The organism is Leucobacter sp. PH1c, assembly GCF_000633415.1.
Taxonomy (GTDB): domain Bacteria; phylum Actinomycetota; class Actinomycetes; order Actinomycetales; family Microbacteriaceae; genus Leucobacter.
The window spans coordinates 1-23,735 of the sequence record NZ_AYMV01000053.1 but is presented as its reverse complement, the minus strand read 5'-3'; the positions used below and the strand labels follow the sequence as shown (position 1 = coordinate 23,735).

Below are 23,735 nucleotides of genomic sequence, written 5' to 3'. Positions count from 1 at the left end.
CGGATCAAACTCGACCGAATCTGGTGCGGGGCGAGGCGAGCGGGGCGAGGCGAGCGGGGCGAGGCGAACGGTGCGGGGGCGAACGGTGCGGGGCGAGCGGGCACAGCTCGGGGCACGGACCGGGCGCCCGATCCTCGCCTGAGTACACCCCGGCACGCGCTATGCTCGCAGCACCGGGCCATCGCCCGCCGGGCACCGCCCGCACCTCGACGATCGGAGCACACCATGACCGGAGTCACCGCGACCGGGATCGAGATCGACCGCACGACGGCCGCTCAGCCCGACGCCGTGTTCGCGGCCTTCAGCGAGGCCCCATCCTTCGCACGCTGGTTCGGCGGCCCCGACGTCGAGGTGCCCGCCGAGCGGCTGCGCTTCGACGCGACCGTGGGCGGCGACTGGGCCGCCACCATGATCCTGCCCGACGGCAACACGATCGACTGGATCGGCCGGTTCGTCGAGGTGGATCCGCCGCACCGGCTCACCTTCACGCTCACCGATCAGCCGGAGAGCGACGCGAACCCCGTGCCCGTCTCCATCGCGATCATGCCGGCCGACGGCGGCGCGTCGATTCACCTGACCCAGGAGACGCCCGACTTCCCGCACGAGCAGAAGCTCGCGACCCTCGACGGCTGGCAGTCGTTCATCGACGAGGTGCTGCGCATCGCCGAGGACGCCGCGTAGCCCGGAGCGCCGGCAACGAGCGCACACAGAAACGGCCCCGGATCGGTGATCCGGGGCCGTCGACGTTTCCTCGTGTGATGCGAACACTGGTGGAGCCGCGGGGAATTGAACCCCGGTCCACTTCGATGATTCCATGCCTTCTACGGGTGTAGTTCGTGCAAGCGTTCTACTCGGCCCCGCACGTTGTCACGAACACCTCATGCGACAGGCCCAGCCTCAGAAAAAGTCCCCACACGCCCTGAGGCGCGACGTGCGAGCAAGCCCTCTAGATGACGCCAGGAAACCGGGGCGAAGGCATACCCGGCCTGACGGACTCGGTCTCGTGCTTAGGCAGCGAGAGCGAAGTCGGTGCGCTTAGAAGTGGCACCTATTGGTTGCGAAGGGCGTTAACGAGATAACTCCGCGTCCTCGACCCGCTTCTCACAGTCTCAAATCGACGTGTCGAAACCGATCGGCCCCCTGTGTCGCCGCGGGCGGCGCACACCTGGGGTGTTCACATCACACTCTGGAATTGTCACCCGGCGCGAACGCCGGAACACTCATTCTAGCACCGCGGGGGCCGAAATGCCCGCCGGCCCAGTCCGCTCAGAGCGGATCGGCGAGACCGAGCGTCCAGCGGCACACGTCGGCGACGAAGCCGCCGTAGGCGGGCTCGTCGAGCACGGCCGGGCTGTTCGCGTACGCCCCGAGCCCGTCGACGGCCATCCAGATCCGGATGCAGGCGGCGCCCGGGTCCGGCGCACGGAACTCCCCCGCCGCGTTCCCGGCATCGATGAGCGCCGTGAGCCGCTCCTCGTCGAGCGCTTCCTGCTGGGCGATGGCATCGGCGAGCGCGGGCTGGAAGCGCGCGAGGTGCCGGGCGTTCAACCAGAGCCGGCCGAGCGCGCGGGCCTCCGCGCTCTCGACGCGCGCGACGAACTCGGCGAGCCGCTCGCGCGGGGTGCAGCCCGGCACGAACAGGCGATCCCGCTCGCGCGACACGGCGCGGGCAAACGCTGCACCGACGAGCTCGCCAACCGCCGGGAAGTAGTGCCCGATCAGCCCGGGGCGCACCCCGAGACCGGCGGCAACCTCGCGCAGCGTGATCCGCTCAAGCCCGTCGGCGAGGGCGATCCGGGAAGCCTCCTCGAGGATTTCCTCGCGGCGCTCGTCCGGGTCCTTGCGCACGCGCGGTGCGCGCTCGGGCGTCGTCACGCGGCCCGACGCCTCGCCGCGCGGTGCACGAGCTACTCGCCCATCCGGTTGCGCTCACGCATGGCGCGCTCGGCCTCGCGGCCGTCCTGGCGCTCGCGGAGCGTCTGCCGCTTGTCGTACTCCTTCTTGCCCTTCGCGAGCGCGATCTCGACCTTCGCGCGGCCGTCGAGGAAGTAGAGCCGCAGCGGCACGATCGTCATGCCGCCCTCGCGGGTCTTCTGGTAGAGCTTGTCGATCTGCTGGCGGTGCAGCAGGAGCTTGCGCTTGCGGCGCGGCGCGTGGTTCGTCCACGAGCCGTTCAGGTACTCGGGGATGTACGCAGCGTCGAGCCAGGCCTCCCCGCGCTCGATGAACACGTAGCCGTCGACGAGCGAGGCCCGCCCCATGCGCAGCGACTTCACCTCGCTGCCCGTGAGCACCATGCCCGCCTCGTAGGTATCGAGGATGTGGTACTCGTGCCGGGCCTTCTTGTTCGAGGCGATCAGCTTCTCGCCGGTCTCCTTGGGCATGGTCACATCCTCTCTCGGGGTGGTGCACGCCGAGCGCGCGCAAGGATCCAGCCTAGCGGAGCGCCCGCCGCGGGGCCAGCGGGCCCCGCAGCGGCGGCGCTAGACGCGGAGGTAGCGGGTGATGGCGATCTTCGCCGCGATCGCCGAGAGCACGACGCCCACGAGGATGAGGATCGGCGGCACGATGAGCGATTGCTCGACCGTGATGTAGCTCGTGAACGGCACCTCCTTCACGAGGAAGCCCTGCACGAAGAACTTCACGACCGCGACCGAGGCCGCGCTCGCGAGCACGGCGCCGATGAGCGCGGAGATGATGCCCTCGAGAATGAACGGCGTCTGGATGAAGCGGTTCGACGCGCCGACGAGGCGCATGATCCCGATCTCCCGCCTGCGCGAGTACGCGGAGAGCCGGATCGTGGTCGAGATGAGCAGCATCGCCGCGACGAGCATGAGCCCCGCGATCGCGATCGCCGTGTAGCTCGCGACGCCGAGGAACAGGAAGATGCGGTCGAGCAGGCTGCGCTGATCGGAGACGCTCTGCACCCCCGGGATCCCGGTGAAGGTCTCGGTGATGATGTCGGATCGCGAGGGGTCCGTGAGCTTCACCCAGTAGGTCTGGTTCAGCTGCTCGGGCTTCGTGATGTCGACGATCGGGTTGCCCTCGAACTGCTTCGTGAACTCCTCGTACGCCTGTTCGTGCGTCACGAAGAAGAAGTCCTCGACGTAGGGCGCGAGCGTGTCGGACTCGAGCGCGGCCTCGACGGCGGCGATCTCTTCCTCCCCCGCGTCCGTGCCGGAGCAGGTCGCGCTCTGGTCGGCGTCCGTGCACAGGTAGATGGCCACCTGCGCGCGGTCGTACCAGAACGTCTTCATCTGCTGCACCTGCAGCTGCATGATGATCGCGGCGCCCACGAAGGTGAGCGACACGAAGGTCACGAGGATGACCGAGATCACCACGGACATGTTGCGGCGCAGGCCATTCCAGACCTCGCCGAGAACGAGCCCCACTCTCATCGAACCGGCCCCACATCTGTCTGATCGTCATCGTTACGGTCGAGCCCGAGATGCGCGGCGAGGTTGCCGGTCTCGGACATCTCCACGGGGTCGAGCGGGCGCCCCGGATCGAGGAAGGCGGGGATCCGCTTCGCCTGCGGGCCGCCATCGGCGCGCACCGTCTGGTCGAAGTCGGTGCCGTCGATCTCCTCGTCGGCCGGGCCGAAGGGCTCGGGCTGCTCGAACACGGAGGCTTCGGGAGCCCGGGGCTCCGGTGCCTGCGGCGCCGCGGACGGGGCCACCGGCGGCATCCCGGGGACCGCGGGGAGCGTCTCGGGGTCATGGGCATCGAGCCCGGCGTCCGCCGCCTCGGTGGGCGCCGCCGCGGGATCTGCCGCGGGAACCGCGGCGGGATCCGTCGCGGGATCCGTCGCGGGTGCCGCGGCGGGTGCCTGCGCGGCAGCCTCGGATCCGGGATCCGCTGCGCCGTCGGCGCCCGGGGCCCCTTCCGCGGCGGCCGCGCCGCCCGCGAGGGCTGCTGCCCCAGCAGTGGCCGCCGCTGCCGCGCGCGCGATCTCCTCGGGCGCGAGCGCCGCGCGCACGACCGCCTCGGTCGTGCGGAGCACCTGCACCCCGGCCGCGGAGAGATCCGCGACGGGGATCGAGGCGGTCTCACCGTAGCCGCCGCCGACCTCGTCGCGGACGACGACGCCCTGTGAGAGCTCGACCACGCGCTGCTGCATGATGTCGACGAAGGTGGCCTCGTGCGTCGCCATGACGACGGTGGTGCCCGCGGCGTTGATCGCGCGGAGCAGCTGCATGATGCCGAGGCTCGTCGCGGGGTCGAGGTTGCCGGTCGGCTCGTCGGCGAGGAGGATCGCGGGCTTGTTCACGATCGCGCGGGCGATCGCGACGCGCTGCTGCTCGCCGCCCGAGAGCTCGTGCGGGAAGCGCTTCGCCTTGCTGGCGAGCCCGACCATCTCGAGCGTGTCGGGCACGGCCTCCTGGATGAAGCCGCGCGACTTCCCGATGACCTGCAGCGAGAACGCGACGTTGTCGTAGACGGTCTTGTTCGTGAGCAGGCGGAAGTCCTGGAAGACCGTGCCGAGGTTGCGCCGGAAGTACGGCACCTTCCGCGAGGAGATCTTGCTGAGGTCCTGCCCCAGCACGTGGATCTTGCCGCTGCTCGGCTGGTCCTCGCGCAGGATCAGCCGGAGGCAGCTCGACTTGCCCGAACCGGACGCGCCCACGATGAAGACGAACTCGCCCCGATCGACCTGCAGGTCGATCCCGTCGAGTGCGGGTTTCGCGGTGCCCCGGTACTTCTTGGTGACGTTCTCAAAGAGGATCATGACGCCTCGACCCTACGCCCCTCGCGTGGGCGGATGCGGCAGGCGCGCTGGGACACGCAGGGACCTCTCGGTTTCGGACGCGCCGATCCCCCGCCGCGACTAGTCCTTGTTCAGCGAGCGCCAGCGGATGCCGGCCGCGATGAAGCCGTCGAGATCACCGTCGAACACGGCGTCGGGCTGCGACGACTCGTGGCCGGTGCGGAGATCCTTGACGAGCTGCTGGCCGTACAGGAAGTACGAGCGGATCTGGTCGCCCCAGCTCGCGGTGACGCTGCCCGCGAGCTCCTTCTTCTTCGCAGCCTCCTGCTCGCGCTGCAGGAGGAGCAGGCGCGTCTGGAGCACGCGCATCGCGGCGGCGCGGTTCTGGATCTGCGACTTCTCGTTCTGCATCGACACGACGATGCCCGTCGGGATGTGCGTGAGGCGCACCGCGGAGTCGGTCGTGTTGACCGACTGGCCACCGGGACCCGAAGATCGGTACACGTCGACGCGGATCTCGTTCTCGGGGATCTCGACCTCCGTGGCCTCCTCCAGGAGCGGGATCACCTCGACGCCGGCGAAGCTCGTCTGGCGCTTGTCCGCGGAGCCGAAGGGGCTGATGCGCGCGAGCCGGTGTGTGCCCGCCTCAACCGAGAGCGTGCCGAAGGCGTAGGGCGCGTCGACCTCGAAGGTGGCCGACTTGATGCCGGCGCCCTCCGCGTAGGACGTGTCCATCATCTTCGTCGGGTAGCCGCGGTGCTCCGCCCAGCGCAGGTACATGCGCAGCAGCATCTCCGCGAAGTCGGTCGCGTCGTCGCCGCCGGCTCCCGAGCGGATCGTCACGACGGCGGCGCGCTCGTCGTACTCGCCGGAGAGCATCGTCTGCACTTCGAGGTCCTGGACGACGGCCTCGAGCGCGGCGAGCTCCTCCGTCGCCTCGCGGGCGGAGTCCTCGTCCTCGGCCTCGAGCGCGAGCTCGACGAGCACCTCGAGGTCGTCGAGGCGCGCCTCGACGCCGCGCACGCGCTTCACGCGCGCCTGGCGATGCGAGAGCCCGCTCGTCACCTGCTGAGCGGCTGCCGGATCGTCCCAGAGGTCGGGGGCCGCGGCCTGCTCCTCGAGCTCGGCGATCTCCCGATCGAGCTTGTCGAGGTCGATCACGGCGGCGATGTCGGCGTAGGTCGCGCGCAGCGAGCGGATGCGGGCGCTGAAATCAAGTTCGAGCATGATCCTCGAGTCTACCGCGCTCCGGCGCCCCGGCACCGTCAATTCCGCTCCCCTCCCGGGATCCGCCCGAGCGACCCGGCGCGGCCCGGCAAGGCAGCCCCTCAGATCACCGCGTCGGCCCTTCAGATCACCGCGTCGGCCCCGTGCAGGATCGGCGCGGCGGCCGGGGCCGTGCCGCGCACCTCGGCGAGCACCTCGACCGCGGCGACGAGCTCGTCCTCGGGGGCGGTGAACGGGAGGCGCAGGAAGCGCTCGAAGACGCCGGGGCTGCCGAAGCGCGGGCCCGGCGTGAGCCGAACGCCGTGCCGGGCCGCGGCTCGGCTGAGCGCGGAGCTCCGCTGTTCGCCGATGTCCACCCACAGGCACACGCCGCCCTGCGCGGCGCTCGCGGCCCAGCCGGGCAGCCGGGCGCCGAGGCCGGCGGTGAGCACCCGATGCTTCGCGGTGAGCTCCCGGCTGCGGTCGGCGAGGATCTCGTCGTACTGCTCGAGCGCGAGCGCCGCCGTGGCCTGCTCCCACGCTCCGGTGCCGAGATCGCTCACGCGCCGGGCCGACTCGAGCCGGGCGATGAGCTCGGGGGCCGCCCGGATCCACCCGATGCGGAGCCCGCCCCACACGGTCTTGCCGAGGGAGCCGACCGTGATGATCGCGTCGGCCTGGTGCGGCAGCTCGGCCGCGGCGGCGAATGGCTCGACGAGCCGGGGACCACCCAGCACGAGCTCCGCCGTCGTCTCGTCGGCGATCACGTGGCTCCCGGCCGCGCTCAGCGCATGGATCAGCCGGCCCCGCAGCTCGCGCGGCATGCTGAGCCCCGTCGGGTTGTGGTGATCGGGGATGAGGTAGGCGAGCCGGGGTGCCACCCGGGCGGCGATGTCGAGCACGGCCCGCTCGTCGACGCCGCCGTGGCCGACGGGGAGCTCGGCGACCAGCGCGCCCGTCGCGGCGAGCGCCTCGCGCGCGTGCGGGTAGCTCGGCGATTCGATGAGGGCGCGGTCGCCGCGGCCGAGCAGGGTGCGGGCGAGGAGGAAGATGGCGTGCTGCGCGCCGAGGGTCACCATGATCTGCTCGGGCGCCGTGGGCAGGCCGCGGCGGGCGAAGCGGTCGGCGATCGCCCGGCGCAGCTCGGGCAGGCCGAGCGTGTCGTAGCCCGGGTGCGCGAAGATCCCGGGGAACTCGCCGAGCACGCGCTCCCCGAGAGCGGGGAGCCCCTCCCAGCCCGCGGGGCAGGCCGTCGACAGGTCGATGCGCGCGCCCTCGGCGGCCTCTCCCGCGAGCGGCAGGGGGCGGGGGCTGCGCACCACGGTGCCGGAGCCCTGGCGGGAGACGGCGGTGCCGGATTCTCGGAGCAGCCGGTAGGCCGCGGCCACGGTGGTGCGGCTGACGCCGAGCGTCTCGGCGAGCGGCCGTTCGGCGGGGAGCGCCGTGCCGGGCGAGATCGCGCCGTCGCGCACGAGGAGGCCGACGCTCTCACTGAGCTCCTCGTAGCGGTGCCCGGCCGCCGAGCCCGCACCCGGGCTCGGGCTGCGCCATTCCCCGAGCAACTGGGAGAGCCGGTGTGCCGAGAGGCGCTGCGCAATCATGGGGCCACTATAGGCAGATTGGCCTCTTGATCACCAGGCCAAAATGAACTGGACTGGTCAGCATGCTCGCACGACTCTCCCGCCTCATCCCCGGCCTCCTCCTCTACGGCATCGCGGACGCGTTCATGATCCGCGCCGCTGTGGGGGTCGACTCGTGGACGGTGTTCGCCCAGGGAGTCGCGCTGCACACCGGACTCAGCATCGGCATCCTCACGAACATCATCGGCCTCTGCGTGCTGCTGCTCTGGATCCCGCTGCGCCAGCGCCCCGGCCTCGGCACGATCCTCAACATCCTGCTCGTCGGCCCCGGCATCGATCTCGGCCTGTGGCTCCTCCCCGCCCCCGAGGCGCTCTGGGCGCGCATCGCGTTCTTCGCGACGGGCCTCGTGCTCCTCGCCGTCGCGAGCGGCATCTACATCGGCGCGCACCTCGGCCCCGGGCCGCGCGATGGCCTCATGACGGGCATCCACGCACGCTTCGGCACGCCGCTCTGGATCGGCCGCACGGGCGTCGAGCTCACGGTGCTGCTCATCGGCTGGCTGCTCGGGGGCAACGTGGGCCTCGGCACGGTCGCCTTCGCGCTCCTCATCGGACCGCTGTGCGGGATCACGCTGCCGTTCTTCGATCCCGCACGCCGCCGCGCGGCGCGGGACGCGGAACGGCCCGCCGCCTCCTCCGGGGAGATCGCGCTCCCCGCCTGAGGCGACGGGCCGTCCCGTCGCACCGCCGCGGCTCCCCGCGGCCCGCTCGATCAGTCCTGGTCGACCGGCACCTTGTTGTAGCCCGTGACGGGCTGGCTCTCGTCGAAGCCGGCGACCTTGCGCTTGAAGCCCTTCGTGAGGAACAGGAGGTAGGCGAGACCGATCACGGTCCAGATCACGCCGCCGATGAGGGCGTCCGGGTGGAGGTTTGCCCACAGTACGCCCGTGAGCGCCGTGCCGATGCCCGGCATCACGATGAACTTGAAGATGTCGCTCGGGGTCTTCCGGCGGCCCTGGCGGATCGCGAACCAGGCGATCACCGACAGGTTCACGAAGGTGAAGGCGATGAGCGCGCCGTAGTTGATGAACGCGGCGATCATCTCGAGCGTGAACGCGATCGCGAGGAGGCAGACGACGCCCGTGAGCACGATGTTGAACGTGGGCGTGTGAGTCTTCGGGTTGATGTAGCCGAAGAACCGCTTGGGGAGCACGTTGTTGCGGCCCATGACGAGGAGCATGCGCGAGACCGAGGCGTGCGAGGCGAGGCCCGAGGCGAGCGTCGCGGCGAAGCCCGCGGCGGTGAGCACGGCCTGGAGCACGGGGCCACCGACGAAGTTGCCGATGAGCGGCAGGGTCGAGTCCTCGACGTACTGCATGTCGCCGCCCGGTGCGAAGACCTCCCAGTCCGGGAAGCGCAGCTGGGTGAAGTAGCCCGCGATGAGGAAGATCGCGCCGCCGAGCACGACGGTGAGGAGGATCGCCCGGGGAACGATCTTCGGGCTCTTGGCCTCCTCGACGTACATGGTCACGGCGTCGAAGCCGATGAAGGAGAAGCAGACGATCGTGGCGCCCATGAGGACCGCGCCCATCGTGACCCCGTCGTGGATGAACGGCTGCATCGAGGCGACCGAGCCGACACCCTCGCCGCCCGCGAGCTGCGCCCAGACCATGACGACGAAGACCGTCATGACGATGATCGAGAAGACGAGGAGGATCATGTTGACGTTCGAGGTGCCGCGCATCGTGAGGTAGATGACGCCCGTGACGAGCACGCAGTAAAGCACGACCCAGATCCAGCCGGGGATCCCGGGGAACACGGCCTCGAGGTAGCTGCGGATGATGAGGCAGTTGACCATCGGGAGCAGCATGTAGTCGATGAGCGACGTCCAGCCGACCATGAAGCCGACGTTCGGGTGCATCGACTCCTTCACGTAGGTGTAGGCGGAGCCTGCGCTCGGGATGGCGCCCGCCATCTTGCCGTAGCTGACCGCCGTGAACACCATCACGATGAGTGCGACGAGGTACGCGAGCGGCACGACGTTGTTCGTGTCGCGGGCGACCATGCCGAAGGTGTCGAAGACGACGGTCGGGGTCATGTACCCGAGGCCGAGACCGACGATGGCCCAGAGACCGAGGTTGCGCTTCAGGGATCCACCGCGTTTTGCGGCCGGCATCAACGTCTTCGTCATGTGCTCTCCTCAGGAAACAAGGGTCGCACGGGGCCTCTGCGCCTCGCTGCGACATGGTGGGGCAGGATCCGATCCCGCCGGCACTCATCCTCCCCCTGTTGCTCCCCCCGGCGCAAAAGCGCCCCCGGGGCGCCGAAGATTCTTCGGCGCCCCGGGGGCGGCTTCGTCGCGCTCCGCCGTTCTACTGGCGCTGGAGCCGCTTCTGTTTGTTGATGTTCACCATCTGCACGATGATCACGAGCGCGAGCGCCCCGAAGAACACGATCGAGGCGAGCACGTTGGCCTGCGCCGGAACGCCCTTCAGCGCCGAGACGTAGATGAACTTCGGGAAGGTCGTCGCGGTGCCCGAGTTGAAGTTCGTGATGATGAAGTCGTCGAACGACAGCGCGAAACTGAGCAGCGCCGCCCCGATGATGCCCGGCATGAGCATCGGCAGGGTGATCCGCCAGAACACCTGACCCGGCGAGGCATAGAGATCCCGCCCCGCTTCCTCGATCGCGGGGTTCAGGCTCGCCACGCGGGCCTTCACCGCCACCACCACGTAGGAGATGCAGAACATCGTGTGCGCGAGGATGATCGTGCCGAGGCCCTTCTCCACGCCCGCGAGCAGAAACTGCGCCGCGAGGCCGGCGCCGAGCACGACCTCGGGGGTCGCCATCGGCGTGAAGAGCAGCAGGCTGATCGTCGAGCGGAACTTGAAGCGGTACCGCACGAGCGCGAGCGCGATCATCGTGCCGAGCACCGTCGCGATCACCGTCGCGACGACGCCGACGAGGATCGAGTTGCCGAACGCCGTGCACACCTGGGGCGCCCCGCAGGGGTTCTGCCAGTTGTCGAGCGTGAAGCCCCGCCAGAGGATGTTGTTGCGCCCCGCATCGTTGAACGAGAACACGATCACGTGGACGATCGGGATCAGCAGGTAGATGAGCGCGATCGATGCGACGACCGGCACGAACGCCTTGCCCAGTGAGAAGCCCTTCACAGCAGATCCTCCGCCCCGCTCTTGCGCACATAGGTCGCGACGATCACGAGGATCACGACCATCAGGATGATCGACAGCGTCGCCGCCATCGGGTAGTTCTGCGTTTGCAGGAAGTTCGACTCGATCACGTTGCCGATCATCGTCGTCGAGGTCCCACCGAGGAACTCACGCGACGCATTCACGTAGTCGCCGGACATCGGGATGAAGCTGAGGAGCGTCCCCGAGACCACACCGGGCATCGACAGCGGAAGCGTGACCCGCCGGAACGTTGTGATCGGCGAGGCGTAGAGATCCGATCCCGCCTCGAGCAGCCGCAGATCGAGCGCCTGCAGCGAGGAGAACATCGGCAGCACCATGAACGGGATGAAGTTGTACACGAGGCCGAAGATCACGGAGAAGTGCGTCCCCACGAGTTCGCTCGGCAGGATCGACTTCCACGCCAGCGTCCGCAGCAGGAAGCTGATGAAGAACGGTGCGACGACGAGGATCAGCAGGATGCCCTGCAGCATCGGCCGCGAGCGCACCTTGACCCCGATGAGGTAGGCGACGGGGTAGCTGATGCAGAGCCCGATGATCGTCGCAACGATGGCGTAGATGAACGAGCGCAGCAGGTGCGGCCAGTACTCCTGGAGCGCGGCCCAGTAGTTCGAGAACTGGAGCGCGGCGACGTACTGCCCGATCCCCCCGCTGTCGGCCGGGGCCTGGAGCGAGGTGATGGCGAGCTGCACGAACGGCGCCACGAAGAACAGCAGCATGTAGGCGATGCCTGGGGCGAGCAGGATCAGCGCGATCCAGCCCCGCTTGCGCGGGGCCTGCTCGACGGCCTGCGTGTTCCCCGAGAATGCGGTGAAGGCCATGTCGTCCCCCTCGCTACCCGAGCGCCGCCTGGGCGGCGATCGCCCGGGTGGAGTCCTCGGTGGTGAGTGCGCCCGTGTCGAGGCGGTCGTCGGCAAGTCCGAAGGTGTGCTCGGTGAGCCAGCTCAGCCAGACCTCGTCGCCGAGGCGGGCGGCGGGACCGGCCTGCAGGTTCTGCGCGAACACCTGGAGCGGGCCTGACCCGGGGACCTCGACCGTGTACTGCGTGCTCACGCCGATGAACGACACGTCGGTGATGCGCCCGGGGCCGACGACGTTGCGGCCGGCGTCCGGCGCGGGCGGCGCGGTCGTGAGGGTGAGCTTCTCCGGGCGCACGCCGATCGTGATCGAGCCCGAGTCCCGCTGGCTCCGCGCGCGGGGCACCGAGAGCCTGGTGCCCGCGAGGTCCGTGTGGATCACCTGGTCCGTGCCGCCGGCGACCTCGACCTGGAAGAGGTTCGACTGCCCGAGGAAGTTCGCTACGAAGACCGTGCGCGGCAGCTCGTACAGTTCCTCCGGAGCGCCCATCTGCTCGATCCGGCCCTTGTTCATCACCGCGACAGTGTCGGCCATGGTCATGGCCTCCTCCTGGTCGTGCGTGACGTGGAGGAAGGTGAGCCCGACCTCCTGCTGGATCTGTTTGAGCTCCTGCTGCATCTGGCGGCGCAGCTTCAGGTCGAGCGCGCCGAGCGGCTCGTCGAGGAGGAGGAGCGCCGGCCGGTTCACGATCGCGCGGGCGAGCGCGACGCGCTGCTGCTGGCCGCCCGAGAGCTGCGCCGGCTTGCGGTCGGCGACGTGATCGAGTTCGACGAGCCGGAGCGCCTCGTGCGCCTTGCCCACCGCGTCGCCGATCCGGCGGCGGCGCAGCCCGAACGCGACGTTCTCGAGGATCGTCATGTGCGGGAAGAGCGCGTAGGACTGGAACACCGTGTTCACCGGACGCTTGTGCGGCTTGAGCGCGCTCACGTCGGTGCCCCCGATGAGGATGCGCCCCTCGGTCGGATCCTCGAGCCCCGCCACGAGGCGGAGGGTGGTCGTCTTGCCGCAGCCCGAGGGGCCGAGCAGGGCGAAGAACGAGCCGGCCGGGATCGTGAGGTCCAGGTGCTCGATAGCCGTGAAGCCGGGGAAGCGCTTCTGGATGCCGACCAGCTCGAGGTCGGCGCCGGAGTCTGCGAAGGTACCGTGCTCTGCCATGGTCACAGCCCCAGCACGTTCTGGAAGGCGGTGGAGTACTTCTTGTCCTCCTCGGCCGACAGTGTGCGGAACGTGTGGAGGTGCTTCCAGTCCTCCTCGCTCGGGAAGATGAGCGGGTTGTCGGCGTTCTCCGGGTTCACCTTCCGCATCGCCTCCTGCGTGCCCTTCACGGGCGGCACGAAGGTCACGTAGTCCGCGACCTCGGCCATGACCTCGGGGTCGTAGTAGTAGTTGATGAGCTCCTCGACCTTGGCCTTCGATTCGGCCGTGGTGCCGTTCGGCACGGTGAACGAGTCGGCCGCGATCATGCCACCGGACTCGGGGATCTCGAGGGTCCACTGGTTGTCGTTCTCGGTGTTCAGCATGATCACGTCGCCCGTCCACGCCATCGCGGCGAGCGCGTCCCCGCGGATGAGGTCCTGCGTGTAGCTGTTGCCCTTCACGTTGCCGATCTGGCCGCTCTTGAGCGCGTCGTCGAGCCAGGCGAGCGCAGCGTCGAACTCCGCGTCGCCCCAGGCGCCGCTCGGGTCGGTGCCGAGCCCGGCCATCACCATGCCCATCGTGTCGCGCATCTCGCTCAGCACGACGACCTTGCCCTTGAGCTCGGGGCGCAGGAAGTCGTCGAGGGTCTTGATGCCGTCCGGCACCTCCTTCGTGTTCCACACCCAGCCCGAGGCCGGGAGCTGCCACGGGATCGTGAACTTGCGGCCCGGATCCACGTCGAGGGCGTCGCGCTGCCCGTCGACCAGGTTCGCGGTGACGTTCGGCAGGTTGGCGTAGTCGAACTCCTGGATCTGCTCGTCCTGGATCAGCCGGGCGTTCATCCAGTCGGTGAAGGTGATCGTGTCGTAGCCGGTGAACTGGCCGAGCTTCAGCTGATCCTTGATCTTGCCGTAGAAGGTGTTGTTGTCGTCGATGTCCTCGATGTAGTCGACCGTGAATCCGGCCTGCTCTATGAAGGCGTCGAGCGAGGGGAACGACTGCGTCTGATCGTCGAAGTCGAGGTAGTAGGTCCAGTTGCCCCAGGCGATGCCTTCTCCGCCGCCCGCACCGCCTCCGCCGCCGCTGTTCGGCGCGCACGCGGCGAGTCCGAGGGCACCGGCGCCCGCGACACCTGCCGCGGTGCCGCGCAGCATCTGCCTGCGGTTGAGCTGTGCGCCGCGAAGCAGCTGCACGATATTACGTACGATCGGGTCTTCAGGCTGACGGACCATGAGAGATCTCCCTTGGTTTCTCATAGGCGAACCGACAGTCGCACAAACGGCGACACTGCCGGGTGGTGACACTGAGACTGTCACAGACAGTGACTCGATGCAAAGAAGAGAAACTCTGGAACGGGCAATTCTTCATGAAACGGTTACATTCCGGCCCGAAGAGCGCGGTGGGAAGCGCTCGGGAACGGGAGTAGGCTCAGCGTGCGCGGCCCGGGCCGCGCGGCCGAAGAGTTCGCGATTCCTCACGCCCGGAAGGGCGAAAACAACAGAAATGGGCGCCCATATCTTCGGATTCCTTTGCTTTTTCAGGTTTCCACTGCAAGAATCAGTGACGTGAGCAGCAAACGTACGTCGCAGGCTCTCGACCCCACGTCGAAGGCAATCATCGAGCAACTCCAGCGCGATGGTCGCCGTTCGTACGCGGAGATCGGGAAGGCGGTCGGTCTCAGCGAGGCCGCCGTGCGCCAGCGCGTGCAGAAACTCACGGATACCGGCGTGATGCAGATTGTTGCGGTCACCGATCCCATGCGGCTCGGCTTCAGCCGTCAGGCAATGCTCGGTATCCGGGTCTCCGGCGACACCCGTGTCGTCGCCGATCGGCTCTCCGCGATGCCCGAGATCAGCTACGTCGTGCTCAGCGCCGGCTCCTTCGACATCCTCGTCGAAGTGGTCTGCGAGGACGACGACGGGCTGATCGAGCTGCTCAACGAGAAGATCCGCGCCGTCGACGGAGTCGCCGCCACGGAGACGTTCGTATACCTCCAACTCACCAAACAGAAATACGATTGGGGAACAAGATAACCATGTCATTCGATCCCACTGCGGCGGTTGACACCGCGGCGCTCCAGGCTTCGGCCAAGCGCCACATGTGGCCGCACTTCACGAACCGCAAGGTGCTGAACGACGGCATCCCCGTCATCACGCGTGCTGAGGGCCACCACATCTACGATGCGGCCGGCAAGCAGTACATCGACGGCCTCGCAGGCCTCTTCGTGGTCAACGCTGGCCACGGCCGCGAGCGCATCGTGCAGGCTGCGGCCAAGCAGATGCAGCAGCTCGACTTCATGCCGATCTGGTCGTACGGCCACCCGGCCGCCATCGAGCTGTCGGAGCGCCTCGCGTCCTACGCTCCCGGCGAGATGAACAAGGTCTTCTTCACCACCGGTGGTGGCGAGGCTGTGGAGTCGGCGTTCAAGCTGGCGAAGCACTTCTGGAAGATCAAGGGCCAGCCGATGAAGCACAAGGTCATCTCGCGCTCGGTCGCCTACCACGGCACCCCGCAGGGCGCGCTGGCCATCACCGGCATCCCCGACATGAAGAAGTTCTACGAGCCGCTGACCCCCGGTGGTCACCGCGTGCCCAACACGAACTTCTACCGCGCTGAGGAGATGGGCGCTCCGTCCAACGACCTCGAGGCCTTCGGCCAGTGGGCGGCGAACCGCATCGAGGAGGCGATCCTCTTCGAGGGTCCCGAGACCGTTGCCGCTGTCTTCCTCGAGCCCGTGCAGAACTCGGGCGGCTGCTTCCCGCCTCCCCCCGGGTACTTCAAGCGCGTCCGCGAGATCTGCGACCAGTACGACGTGCTGCTCGTCTCGGACGAGGTCATCTGCGCCTACGGCCGCGTGGGCGACTTCTTCGCCTCGAAGGCGCTCGGCTACGAGCCCGACATCATCACCTCGGCGAAGGGCATCACCTCGGGCTACGTCCCCCTCGGTGCCATGATCGTCTCGGACAAGGTGTCGGAGCCCTTCAGCTCGGAGGACAACACCTTCTACCACGGCTTCACCTTCGCCGGTCACCCGGCGGCAGCTGCTGCGGCCCTCGAGAACCTCGACATCTTCGAGGAAGAGGACCTCAACGGCCGCGTGCGCGAGAACAGCCCGCTGTTCCGCGCCGAGCTCGAGAAGCTGCTCGACATCGACATCGTCGGTGACGTGCGCGGTGAGGGCTACTTCTTCGGCATCGAGCTCGTCAAGGACAAGGCGACCAAGGAGACGTTCAACGAGGAGGAGTCGAACCGACTGCTTCGCGATTACCTCTCCCCCGCTCTGTGGGACGCCGGCCTGTACTGCCGCGCCGACGACCGTGGAGACCCCGTCATCCAGCTCGCTCCGCCGCTGACCATCGGTCCGGCCGAGTTCGCGGAGATCGGCGGCATCCTCCGCAGCGTCCTGAAGGACGCGTCCTCGAAGATCTAAGTTCTTCACGGACTCTCAAGAAACGGCCCCCTCGCTTCGGCGAGGGGGCCGTTCCCGTTTCCGGGTGCGCTCGACGCGGCGCGGCACGCCGCGGCACGCTACGACGCGGCACGCCGCGGCACGCTACGACGCGGCACGCCGCGGCTCCCGGAAACGCAGAAGCGCCCGTCACCACTTGGGTGACGGGCGCTTCGCAGAAAGTCAGCTGGCGATCAGCGGACTTATCGGCGCAGGCCGAGACGCTCGATGAGCGAACGGTAGCGCGTGATGTCCACGTTCTGGAGGTAGCCCAGCAGGCGGCGGCGCTGACCAACGAGCAGCAGGAGGCCACGACGCGAGTGGTGGTCGTGCTTGTGCTCCTTGAGGTGCTCGGTCAGATCCTTGATGCGCTGCGTGAGCATGGCAACCTGCACCTCGGGGGAACCGGTGTCACCGGGCTTGGTCGCGTACTCATCGATGATCGCCTTCTTGACGTCTGCTTCCAGTGCCATAGGGATCCCCTTCCTGTTGTTGCGCGGCGCCAGCAGCAGGATGCTGTGGCTCTCTTTCTCCGCGGCCGTTCTGACGGCAACCTGTATATCTTAGCATCACGCGGCACCGGCCCGAAACAGAGCTGTGACGCAGCCGTCTCCGCTTGGAGATCCGCCGGAGACGCGACCGAAACGACGGCGGCGGAGACTGGGGCAACGACACGATCCCGGATCCCCGGGGAAAGGCGGTGCCCCGCATGGAAACCCTCACTCCGCACGACGTCTGGGTGCTCGCGAGCGCCGCGCTCGTGCTCGTCATGACCCCGGGCCTCGCCCTCTTCTACGGCGGCCTCGTGCGCGCCCGCTCCGTCGTGAACATGATGCTCTTCAGCATCAGCGCGATGGGCGTGGTGGGCGTGCTCTGGATCCTCTTCGGCTACGGCATGAGCACGTTCGCCGATGGGGAGACCGGCTGGGCGGGCAATCCCGCCGCCGACCTCGGGCTCATCCACACCGATCCGGCCGAGTTCATCGGGCTCGGCTTCGGCGCCACCTTCGCGATGATCTCGACCGCGCTCATCTCGGGAGCGATCGCCGACCGCGTCGGCCTCGGCCCGTGGGTGCTCTTCGCGGGACTCTGGGCCACGCTCGTGTACTTCCCCGTCGCCGCCTGGGTGTGGGGCGGGGGCTGGATCCAGAACCTCGGCAGCGCGCTCGGCACCGCCGACGTGATCGACTGGGCCGGCGGCACCGCGGTGCACATCAACGCGGGGGCCGCGGCGCTCGCCCTCGCGCTCGTCGCGGGCAAGCGCGCCGGCTTCGCGCCCGGGTCGCACCGCCCGCACAGCCTGCCGCTCGTGACGATCGGCGCCGCGCTGCTCTGGTTCGGCTGGATCGGCTTCAACGCCGGCGCCGCGGACCAGGCGGGCACCGCCGGGCTGATCCTCGTCAACACGATCGGGGCTCCCGCCGCCGCGATTCTCGGCTGGCTCGCGGTGGATCGACTGCGCGGGCGCAAGCCGAGCGTGGTCGGCGCGACCTCGGGCGCCGTCGCCGGGCTCGTCGCCATCACTCCGGCCTGCGCCGACCTCGCGCCGGTCTGGGCGCTGCTGCTCGGCCTCCTCGCCGGCGCAGTGTGCGCGCTCGCGATCGAGTGGAAGTACCGCCTCGGCTTCGACGACTCGCTCGACGTGGTCGGCCTGCACCTTGTCGCGGGGGTGCTCGGCACGATCTACCTCGGTTTCTTCGCCACGGAGCGCGGGCTGCTGCTCGGCGGCGACGCCGGCCTCCTGCTCGTGCAGACGATCTCGGTGCTCGGCGTACTCCTGTACTCCTTCACCGTGTCGCTGCTCATCGCCCTCGGCGTGCGCGCAGTCACGGGCCTCCGCGTCCCCGCGACGGTCGAGGAGCGCGGGATCGACTCCGCCGCGCACGGCGAGCACGCGTACGCGCTCGATCCCGAGCACGCGGCCCCCGAGCCTGCCGCGCTCGGCGGCGTGCGGCGCTAGGCTCGGGGCATGAGTGATCCCCAGCCGACCGACGCCTCCCCCACCGCGCTCCGCGACCTCGCCGCGAGAATCGCGGTGGACACAGGCCGGCGCATTCAGGAGCTGCGCGCCCAGGGCGTGGACGTCGCGGCGAGCAAGTCGAGTATCACGGACGTCGTGACGGCGGCCGATCGGGAGGCGGAGGCGCTCGTCGTCGCCGCCATCCGGTCGGCCCGGCCGGAGGACGGGATCCTCGGCGAGGAGGGCGCCGGAATCGACGGCTCCTCGGGGATCACGTGGGTGGTCGATCCGATCGACGGCACGGTGAACTACCTCTACGACCTGCCCGTCTACACCGTGAGCATCGCCGCGACGGTGGCCGATCCCGGCGCAATGGCCGACGGCCGGCGCGCGATCGCGGGCGCCGTGTACTGCCCCAGGCTCGACGAGCTCTTCGACGCCGCGGACGGGGCGGGGGCCCGGCTGAACGGACACAGGATCCGCGTCTCGGGGAAGCGGGAGCTCGCCACCGCCCTCGTCGGCACGGGCTTCGGCTACACCGTGGAGCGCCGGATTGAGCAGGCCGCGATGGTGTCGCGCCTCCTCCCCCGGGCGCGCGACATCCGCCGGCTCGGCTCGGCCGCGTACGACCTGTGCTCGTTCGCGGCCGGCCGGCTCGACGCCTTCTTCGAGCGCGGTCTGCAGCCCTGGGACTACGCGGCGGCGGCGCTCATCGTGCGCGAGGCGGGCGGCGCGCTGCTCGGCCGCGACGACGCGACACCGCCCGGTGAGCCGCTGCTCTTCGCAGCCGCCCCGGAGCTCGTGGGTGAGCTGCGCGACGTGGTGCTCGGCACGGCGGATGCGGAGCCCACGGGCCCCGAACGTCAACGAAACTGACACGGGCATTTACGTTCTGGGGCGAGATGTGTGAGGATGGGGCCAGCGACCCCGTCCGCCGCTGGTTTCCAAAGGAGGAAACATGCCCCACCCGACGTCCGATCCCGTCGTCCAGGAACTCGTCCGCCGCGCTCGCGCCGCACAGCTCAGCAGGCGGCAGCTGCTCCGCGGCTCGGCCTTCGGCGCCGCGCTGATCGGCGCCGGATCCCTCGCAGCGTGCTCGGGCCCGAGCGGGCCGGGAGACGGCTCCGGCGGCACGCTCCGCTGGGCCAACTGGACCTACTACCTCGACTACGACGAGGAGACGGGCGACTGGCCCTCGCTCAACGCGTTCATGGAGCGCACGAACATCTCGGTCGAGTACTTCGAGGACATCGACGACAACAAGACGTTCATCGCGAAGATCAAGGACCAGCTGAAGCTCGAGCAGGACACGGGCTACGACCTCATCGTCCCTTCGGACACCACCACCGTACGCCTCGTCGAGCAGGATCAGCTGCTCGAGTTCGACCGCGCGCTCATGCCCAACGTCGATGCGAACATGATCGACATGGTGAAGCACGCGAGCTTCGATCCGGATCGGGTCTGGTCGATCCCCTACCAGGCCGGCATGACGGGCCTCGTCTACAACACCCAGCTCTACCCGAAGGGCGTGCGGGAGGTCTCCGACCTCTGGGCGCCTGAGCTCGCGGGCAAGGTCAACCTCCTCACCGAGCAGGACGATACCCTCGCGCTCATCATGCTCGAGCAGGGCGTGGACATCGAGGGCGACTGGGGCGATCCCGAGTTCGAAGCGGCCCTCGCCGTCGCGAAGCAGCACATCGACAGCGGCCAGGTGGCGACGGTCAAGGGCAACTCGTATACGCAGGACCTCGAGCAGGGGAACGTCTGGGCGGGCATGTGCTGGTCGGGCGACATCGCGATCCTCAACGAGGAGGCCGGTGAGGAGATCTGGAAGTTCGTCGTACCCGAGTCGGGGGCCTCGGTGTTCATCGATTCGTTTTCGATGCCCCGGGCAACGCAGGCCTTCGAGCAGGCCCACGAGCTGGTCGACTACTACTACGAGCCCGAGGTCGCCGCGCGGGTCGCCGAGTACGTGCAGTACGTCTGCCCGGTGGCCGGCGCGCAGGAGGAGATGGCGAAGCGGAACCCCGAGCTCGCCGAGAACCCCCTCATCTTCCCCGACGAGGAGATGTCCAAGCGCATCTTCGACATGCGCTCGCTCACCGCGGAGGAGGACAACCGCTACACGCAGGCCTTCCAGAAGGTGCTCGGCAACTAGTTCCGGTACCGGGCGGCGGCCCGATGAGCGGGTAGGGTGCAGGGAGGGGAGGGCAACCGAAAGGACCGTCATGAGCGTTCCCCTCCTGCGCAGGGCACTCGTCATCCTGTCCCTGCTGTTCGCGCTGAGCGTCGTGACGATGCTCGCACTTGCGGTCGTCACCTGGAGCACTTCCGGGGGCGGCTTCCCGGGGTCTGAGTGGCTGGTGGGGCTCGGTTTCGGCGCGCTGTGGGTGGCCGCCATCTCCCCCGTGCTCATTGCCGGAGTGGCGGTGTCGCTGTGGATCGCACGTCGCGCACGAGAGACGAGCGATTCACCGCCGCAGCCCTGAACCGCGGGGTGCCCAGAAACGCAGCTGGCCCCGGGGAGGTCCCCGGAGCCAGCTGCGGACGTGCGTCGTGCGCCGCGCTACGCGACGCCGAGCAGCGACTCGATCGGTCCGCGCGCGAAGAAGATCACGAAGCCCGCGGAGACGATCCAGAGCAGCCAGTGCACCTGCTTCGCCTTACCGGTGAGCGCGTGCACGAGCACCCAAGACACGAAGCCCGCACCGATGCCGTTCGCGATGGAGTAGCTGAGCGGCATCACCGCAGCCGTCAGGAAGACGGGCAGCAGCACGCGGAAGTCGCTCAGGTCGATGTTCGAGATCTGCGACATCATCATGGCGCCGACAATCACGAGGGCCGCAGCAGCGACCTCGGTCGGCACGATCTCGGTGAGCGGCGTGAAGAACATCGCGAGCAGGAACACGAGGCCCGTGACCACGTTCGCGAGACCCGTGCGCGCGCCCTCGCCGATGCCGGCGCCCGACTCGATGAAGACGGTCGTCGACGAGGAGGACGTGCCGCCGCCGACCACGGCGCCGATGCCCTCGACGACGAGCGCCGACTTGATACGGGGGAAGTTGCCCGTGGCGTCCGCGAGACCGGCCTCGCGCGACAGACCCGTCATGGTGCCCATCGCGTCGAAGAAGTTCGTGAAGAGCAGCGTGAAGACGAGCATGATGACGGTGACGAGACCGACCTTGCCGAAGTCGAAGCTCACGGCGCCGACGAGGCTCAGATCAGGCACCGCGAAGGGGTTCGCGCCGAGCACGGGCTCGGTGAGGCTCCAGCCACCGGGGTTCACGGCCCCGTCGGCACCGAACTTGGGGCCGATCTTCCAGATGGCCTCGACGATCACGGCGATGACGGTGCCGCTCACGAGGCCGATGAGGATGCCGCCCTTGACCTTCTTCGCCACCAGGACGCCCGTGAGCACGAGGGTGATCACGAAAATGAGGGTGGGAATGGTGGCGATGAAGCCGACGCCCGAGGGCCCCAGGCCGACGGGCGGCGAGGACTGGCCGGTCGCGTCGACGAAGCCCGAGTTCACGAAGCCGATGAAGGCGATGAAGAAGCCGATGCCGACGGTGATGGCGAGCTTCAGCTGCACGGGCACCGCGTCGAAGATCATGCGGCGGAGGCCGGTGGCCGCCAGGAGCACGATCAGCACGCCGTTGATCACGACGATCGCCATGGCCTCGGGCCAGGTCACCTCCTGTACCACGGAGAACGCGAGGAATGCGTTGATGCCGAGGCCCGCCGCGAACGCGAACGGGAGGCGCGAGACGAGTCCGAAGAGGATCGTCATGACGCCGGCCGCGAGCGCGGTCACGGCGCTCACCTGCCCGAACTCGAGCACGTTGCCGGCGACGTCCTCCTTGCCGGAGAGGATGATCGGGTTGAGGATGACGATGTAGGCCATCGTCACGAAGGTCACGAGACCTCCGCGGATCTCCGTTCCGATCGTGGATCCTCGCTCCGTGATGTGGAAGAAGCGGTCGAGTCCGCCCTTCGGCTCCACGGTGCTCCGCTGACTCGTTTCCTGCTGGGCCTCTGCCACAGGCTGCTCCATTCCCTCAAGCTGGGCGTTTCCTGAACACGAGTACGCTACCACCTGCCGCAGCTCGGGGCACTTCCGCCGGAATGCACGACGGGCCCACCCGCGAAGCGGATGGGCCCGAAACTGCGCGGGAATTCCCGCGCACGCTGTCCGGTTGCGACTTAGCTGACGCCGAGCAGGTCGATCACGAAGATCAGGGTCTTGCCGGCGAGGGGGTGGCCGCCCGAGGTGCCGTAGGCCTGCGCCGGGGGCACGATGAGCTTGCGGCGGCCGCCGACCTTCATGCCGGGGATGCCGACCTGCCAGCCCTGGATGAGCGCGCGCAGCGGGAAGTTGATCGACTCGCCGCGGCCCCAGGAGGAGTCGAACTCCTCGCCGGAGTCGAACTCGACGCCGAGGTAGTGCACATCAACGGTGGAGCTCGCGAGCGCCTCTTCGCCGCTGCCCTCCACCAGATCAACGATCTGCAGTTCGGTCGGGGCGGGGCCCTCCGGGAACTCGATCTCCGGCTTCGTCATCGGTGTTTCAGTCATGCTCCCCATTCTCCCCGATCGGAGCCCTCCACCGCCTCCGAGTTCGCTCAGAGGGAACCCGGCGCGCGCCTCGCCCGCGGCAGCCCGCCCATCGCGGGCCCCGGTTCGGATACCCTAGAGAGGTGAGATTCGCGCACCTGATCTTGGACCCCGCTTCCGCCCCCGAACTCGTCGTCGTGCAGGAGGAGCGCTTCGTTCCCGTGCGCGCCCTCGGCGGCGACGCCGCGACGCTGCAGCAGCTCATCGCGGCGGGGCCCGAGGCGCTCGACGCCGTGCGCTCGGCCGCCGCGCAGCTGCCGAATGAGCAGTGGCAGGAACTCGCGGGCGTGACCTACGGCCCCGCCGTCATCATGCCGCCGATCGTGCTCGCGGTCGGGCTGAACTACGACGAGCACGCGAGCGAGCTCAGCCTCGACAACGATTCGGGGCCGGTGCTCTTCTCCCTCTTCCCGAACTCGCTGGGCGCCCACGAGGGCGAGGTGCCGATCCCGGTCGAGATCAGCGAGGAGGTCGACTACGAGGGCGAGCTCGGCGTGATCATCGGCCGCCCGGCGAAGAACGTCACGCCCGAGGAGGCGCTCGACTACGTCTTCGGGTACACCACGATCAACGACATCACGGCGCGGAACATCCAGTTCCAGGAGCCCCAGTGGTCGCGCTGCAAGTCGTTCGACGGCTTCACCCCCATCGGCCCCGTGGTGGTGACCGCGGACGAGATCCCGGATCCCCAGGCGCTCGCCATCACGACCGACGTCGACGGCCTCCGCGTGCAGGATTCCACGACCGAGTTCATGGTGCGCACCGTCGCGCAGCTCATCTCGTCGATCTCGCAGTCGCTCACCCTGCTGCCGGGCACGGTCATCTCGACGGGCTCCCCCGGCGGCGCGGGCCGCTCGCGGAAGCCCCCGCTGTACCTGAAGCCGGGTACCGAGGTCACGGTGACGATCGAGAACGTCGGCACGCTCACCTCGCACTGCGTGCGCGCGGAGATGCCCGGCCACTAGGCCGGCCCTTGCGCGGGCATCCGGTTCCCGCGCGCAACAGACAGCGGCCC

The 23,735-nt window shown here is 68.8% G+C and carries 23 protein-coding genes and 1 other RNA gene; 9 read left to right on the top strand and 15 right to left on the bottom strand.

The features are described from left to right. Positions 1–225 precede the first annotated feature (225 nt). Positions 226–681: an SRPBCC domain-containing protein gene (locus U874_RS0113555; RefSeq protein WP_025135073.1), complete on the top strand. Its 456-nt coding sequence runs from the start codon at positions 226–228 to the stop codon at positions 679–681. Positions 682–768: 87 nt separating this feature from the next. Here U874_RS0113555 and ssrA read toward each other — a convergent pair. From ssrA to U874_RS0113525, 7 genes are all read right to left on the bottom strand, one after another. Next, positions 769–1,140: a transfer-messenger RNA gene (gene ssrA / locus U874_RS15240) on the bottom strand. A gap of 126 nt (positions 1,141–1,266) precedes the next feature. Beyond that, entirely contained in the window at positions 1,267–1,875 is a 609-nt protein-coding gene (locus tag U874_RS0113550; RefSeq protein ID WP_025135072.1) for a TetR family transcriptional regulator, read from the bottom strand. Positions 1,876–1,907: 32 nt separating this feature from the next. Beyond that, a complete protein-coding gene (smpB, locus tag U874_RS0113545) occupies positions 1,908–2,384 on the bottom strand; it encodes an SsrA-binding protein SmpB (protein ID WP_025135071.1) in 477 nt (158 codons plus the stop codon). 99 nt (positions 2,385–2,483) lie between these two features. Then, positions 2,484–3,398, bottom strand: a complete 915-nt coding sequence (gene ftsX / locus U874_RS0113540) for a permease-like cell division protein FtsX (RefSeq protein ID WP_025135070.1) — start codon at positions 3,396–3,398, stop codon at positions 2,484–2,486. Next, a complete protein-coding gene (ftsE, locus tag U874_RS0113535; protein WP_025135069.1) occupies positions 3,395–4,729 on the bottom strand; it encodes a cell division ATP-binding protein FtsE in 1,335 nt (444 codons plus the stop codon). The genes ftsX and ftsE overlap by 4 nt, the downstream gene beginning before the upstream one ends. A 99-nt stretch (positions 4,730–4,828) precedes the next feature. Next, complete coding sequence (prfB, locus tag U874_RS0113530) at positions 4,829–5,935, bottom strand: peptide chain release factor 2 (RefSeq protein WP_025135068.1); 1,107 nt, start codon at positions 5,933–5,935, stop codon at positions 4,829–4,831. Between the two features lie 122 nt (positions 5,936–6,057). Continuing rightward, complete coding sequence (locus U874_RS0113525; protein ID WP_025135067.1) at positions 6,058–7,515, bottom strand: PLP-dependent aminotransferase family protein; 1,458 nt, start codon at positions 7,513–7,515, stop codon at positions 6,058–6,060. Between the two features lie 62 nt (positions 7,516–7,577). On the opposite strand from U874_RS0113525, the gene U874_RS0113520 reads away from it, so the two are divergent. Beyond that, positions 7,578–8,216 (top strand): YitT family protein, encoded by a 639-nt coding sequence (locus tag U874_RS0113520; protein ID WP_025135066.1) that lies wholly within the window; start codon positions 7,578–7,580, stop codon positions 8,214–8,216. 50 nt (positions 8,217–8,266) lie between these two features. Here the strand turns inward: U874_RS0113520 and U874_RS0113515 are convergent, their stop codons facing one another. The 5 genes from U874_RS0113515 to U874_RS0113495 all read right to left on the bottom strand — a co-directional run bounded on the left by U874_RS0113515 (position 8,267) and on the right by U874_RS0113495 (position 13,930). Then, a complete protein-coding gene (locus U874_RS0113515) occupies positions 8,267–9,685 on the bottom strand; it encodes an APC family permease (protein ID WP_025135065.1) in 1,419 nt (472 codons plus the stop codon). 181 nt (positions 9,686–9,866) lie between these two features. Next, positions 9,867–10,667, bottom strand: coding sequence for an ABC transporter permease (locus U874_RS0113510; protein ID WP_025135064.1), 801 nt, complete (start codon positions 10,665–10,667; stop codon positions 9,867–9,869). Continuing rightward, positions 10,664–11,524, bottom strand: coding sequence for an ABC transporter permease (locus U874_RS0113505; RefSeq protein ID WP_025135063.1), 861 nt, complete (start codon positions 11,522–11,524; stop codon positions 10,664–10,666). The genes U874_RS0113510 and U874_RS0113505 overlap by 4 nt, the downstream gene beginning before the upstream one ends. A gap of 13 nt (positions 11,525–11,537) precedes the next feature. Next, a complete protein-coding gene (locus U874_RS0113500; protein WP_025135062.1) occupies positions 11,538–12,716 on the bottom strand; it encodes an ABC transporter ATP-binding protein in 1,179 nt (392 codons plus the stop codon). A 2-nt stretch (positions 12,717–12,718) separates the two neighbouring features. Next, on the bottom strand, positions 12,719–13,930 hold the full coding sequence (locus tag U874_RS0113495) for a PotD/PotF family extracellular solute-binding protein (RefSeq protein WP_025135061.1): 1,212 nt from the start codon (positions 13,928–13,930) through the stop codon (positions 12,719–12,721). Positions 13,931–14,263: 333 nt separating this feature from the next. On the opposite strand from U874_RS0113495, the gene U874_RS0113490 reads away from it, so the two are divergent. Together U874_RS0113490 and U874_RS0113485 are read left to right on the top strand one after the other, a co-directional pair. Then, a complete protein-coding gene (locus tag U874_RS0113490; RefSeq protein ID WP_036058214.1) occupies positions 14,264–14,731 on the top strand; it encodes an Lrp/AsnC family transcriptional regulator in 468 nt (155 codons plus the stop codon). A 2-nt stretch (positions 14,732–14,733) separates the two neighbouring features. Beyond that, entirely contained in the window at positions 14,734–16,128 is a 1,395-nt protein-coding gene (locus tag U874_RS0113485) for an aspartate aminotransferase family protein (RefSeq protein WP_025135059.1), read from the top strand. 221 nt (positions 16,129–16,349) lie between these two features. Here U874_RS0113485 and rpsO read toward each other — a convergent pair whose 3' ends face one another. Next, complete coding sequence (rpsO, locus tag U874_RS0113480) at positions 16,350–16,619, bottom strand: 30S ribosomal protein S15 (protein ID WP_025135058.1); 270 nt, start codon at positions 16,617–16,619, stop codon at positions 16,350–16,352. Positions 16,620–16,855: 236 nt separating this feature from the next. Here rpsO and U874_RS0113475 point away from each other — a divergent pair, with 236 nt between their 5' ends. The 4 genes from U874_RS0113475 (at position 16,856) to U874_RS0113460 (ending at position 20,595) form a co-directional block, all read left to right on the top strand. Next, positions 16,856–18,106: an ammonium transporter gene (locus U874_RS0113475; RefSeq protein ID WP_025135057.1), complete on the top strand. Its 1,251-nt coding sequence runs from the start codon at positions 16,856–16,858 to the stop codon at positions 18,104–18,106. A 9-nt stretch (positions 18,107–18,115) separates the two neighbouring features. Further along, complete coding sequence (locus tag U874_RS0113470) at positions 18,116–18,982, top strand: inositol monophosphatase family protein (RefSeq protein WP_025135056.1); 867 nt, start codon at positions 18,116–18,118, stop codon at positions 18,980–18,982. An 82-nt stretch (positions 18,983–19,064) separates the two neighbouring features. Next, the gene (locus tag U874_RS0113465; protein ID WP_025135055.1) at positions 19,065–20,264 is read left to right on the top strand and encodes a PotD/PotF family extracellular solute-binding protein; all 1,200 of its coding nucleotides are present in this window, start codon (positions 19,065–19,067) and stop codon (positions 20,262–20,264) included. A 70-nt stretch (positions 20,265–20,334) separates the two neighbouring features. After that, positions 20,335–20,595, top strand: coding sequence for a hypothetical protein (locus U874_RS0113460; RefSeq protein ID WP_025135054.1), 261 nt, complete (start codon positions 20,335–20,337; stop codon positions 20,593–20,595). A gap of 77 nt (positions 20,596–20,672) precedes the next feature. On the opposite strand, the gene U874_RS0113455 is transcribed toward U874_RS0113460, so the two are convergent. Both U874_RS0113455 and U874_RS0113450 read right to left on the bottom strand, forming a co-directional pair. Beyond that, a complete protein-coding gene (locus U874_RS0113455; RefSeq protein WP_051582935.1) occupies positions 20,673–22,160 on the bottom strand; it encodes an NCS2 family permease in 1,488 nt (495 codons plus the stop codon). Between the two features lie 149 nt (positions 22,161–22,309). Beyond that, positions 22,310–22,681 (bottom strand): FKBP-type peptidyl-prolyl cis-trans isomerase, encoded by a 372-nt coding sequence (locus tag U874_RS0113450; protein WP_029988489.1) that lies wholly within the window; start codon positions 22,679–22,681, stop codon positions 22,310–22,312. Between the two features lie 122 nt (positions 22,682–22,803). Between U874_RS0113450 and U874_RS0113445 the strand changes: the two genes are divergently transcribed. Further along, positions 22,804–23,685 carry a fumarylacetoacetate hydrolase family protein gene (locus U874_RS0113445; protein WP_025135051.1) on the top strand — a complete coding sequence of 294 codons (882 nt, stop codon included), beginning with the start codon at positions 22,804–22,806 and terminating at the stop codon, positions 23,683–23,685. Positions 23,686–23,735: the final 50 nt, after the last annotated feature.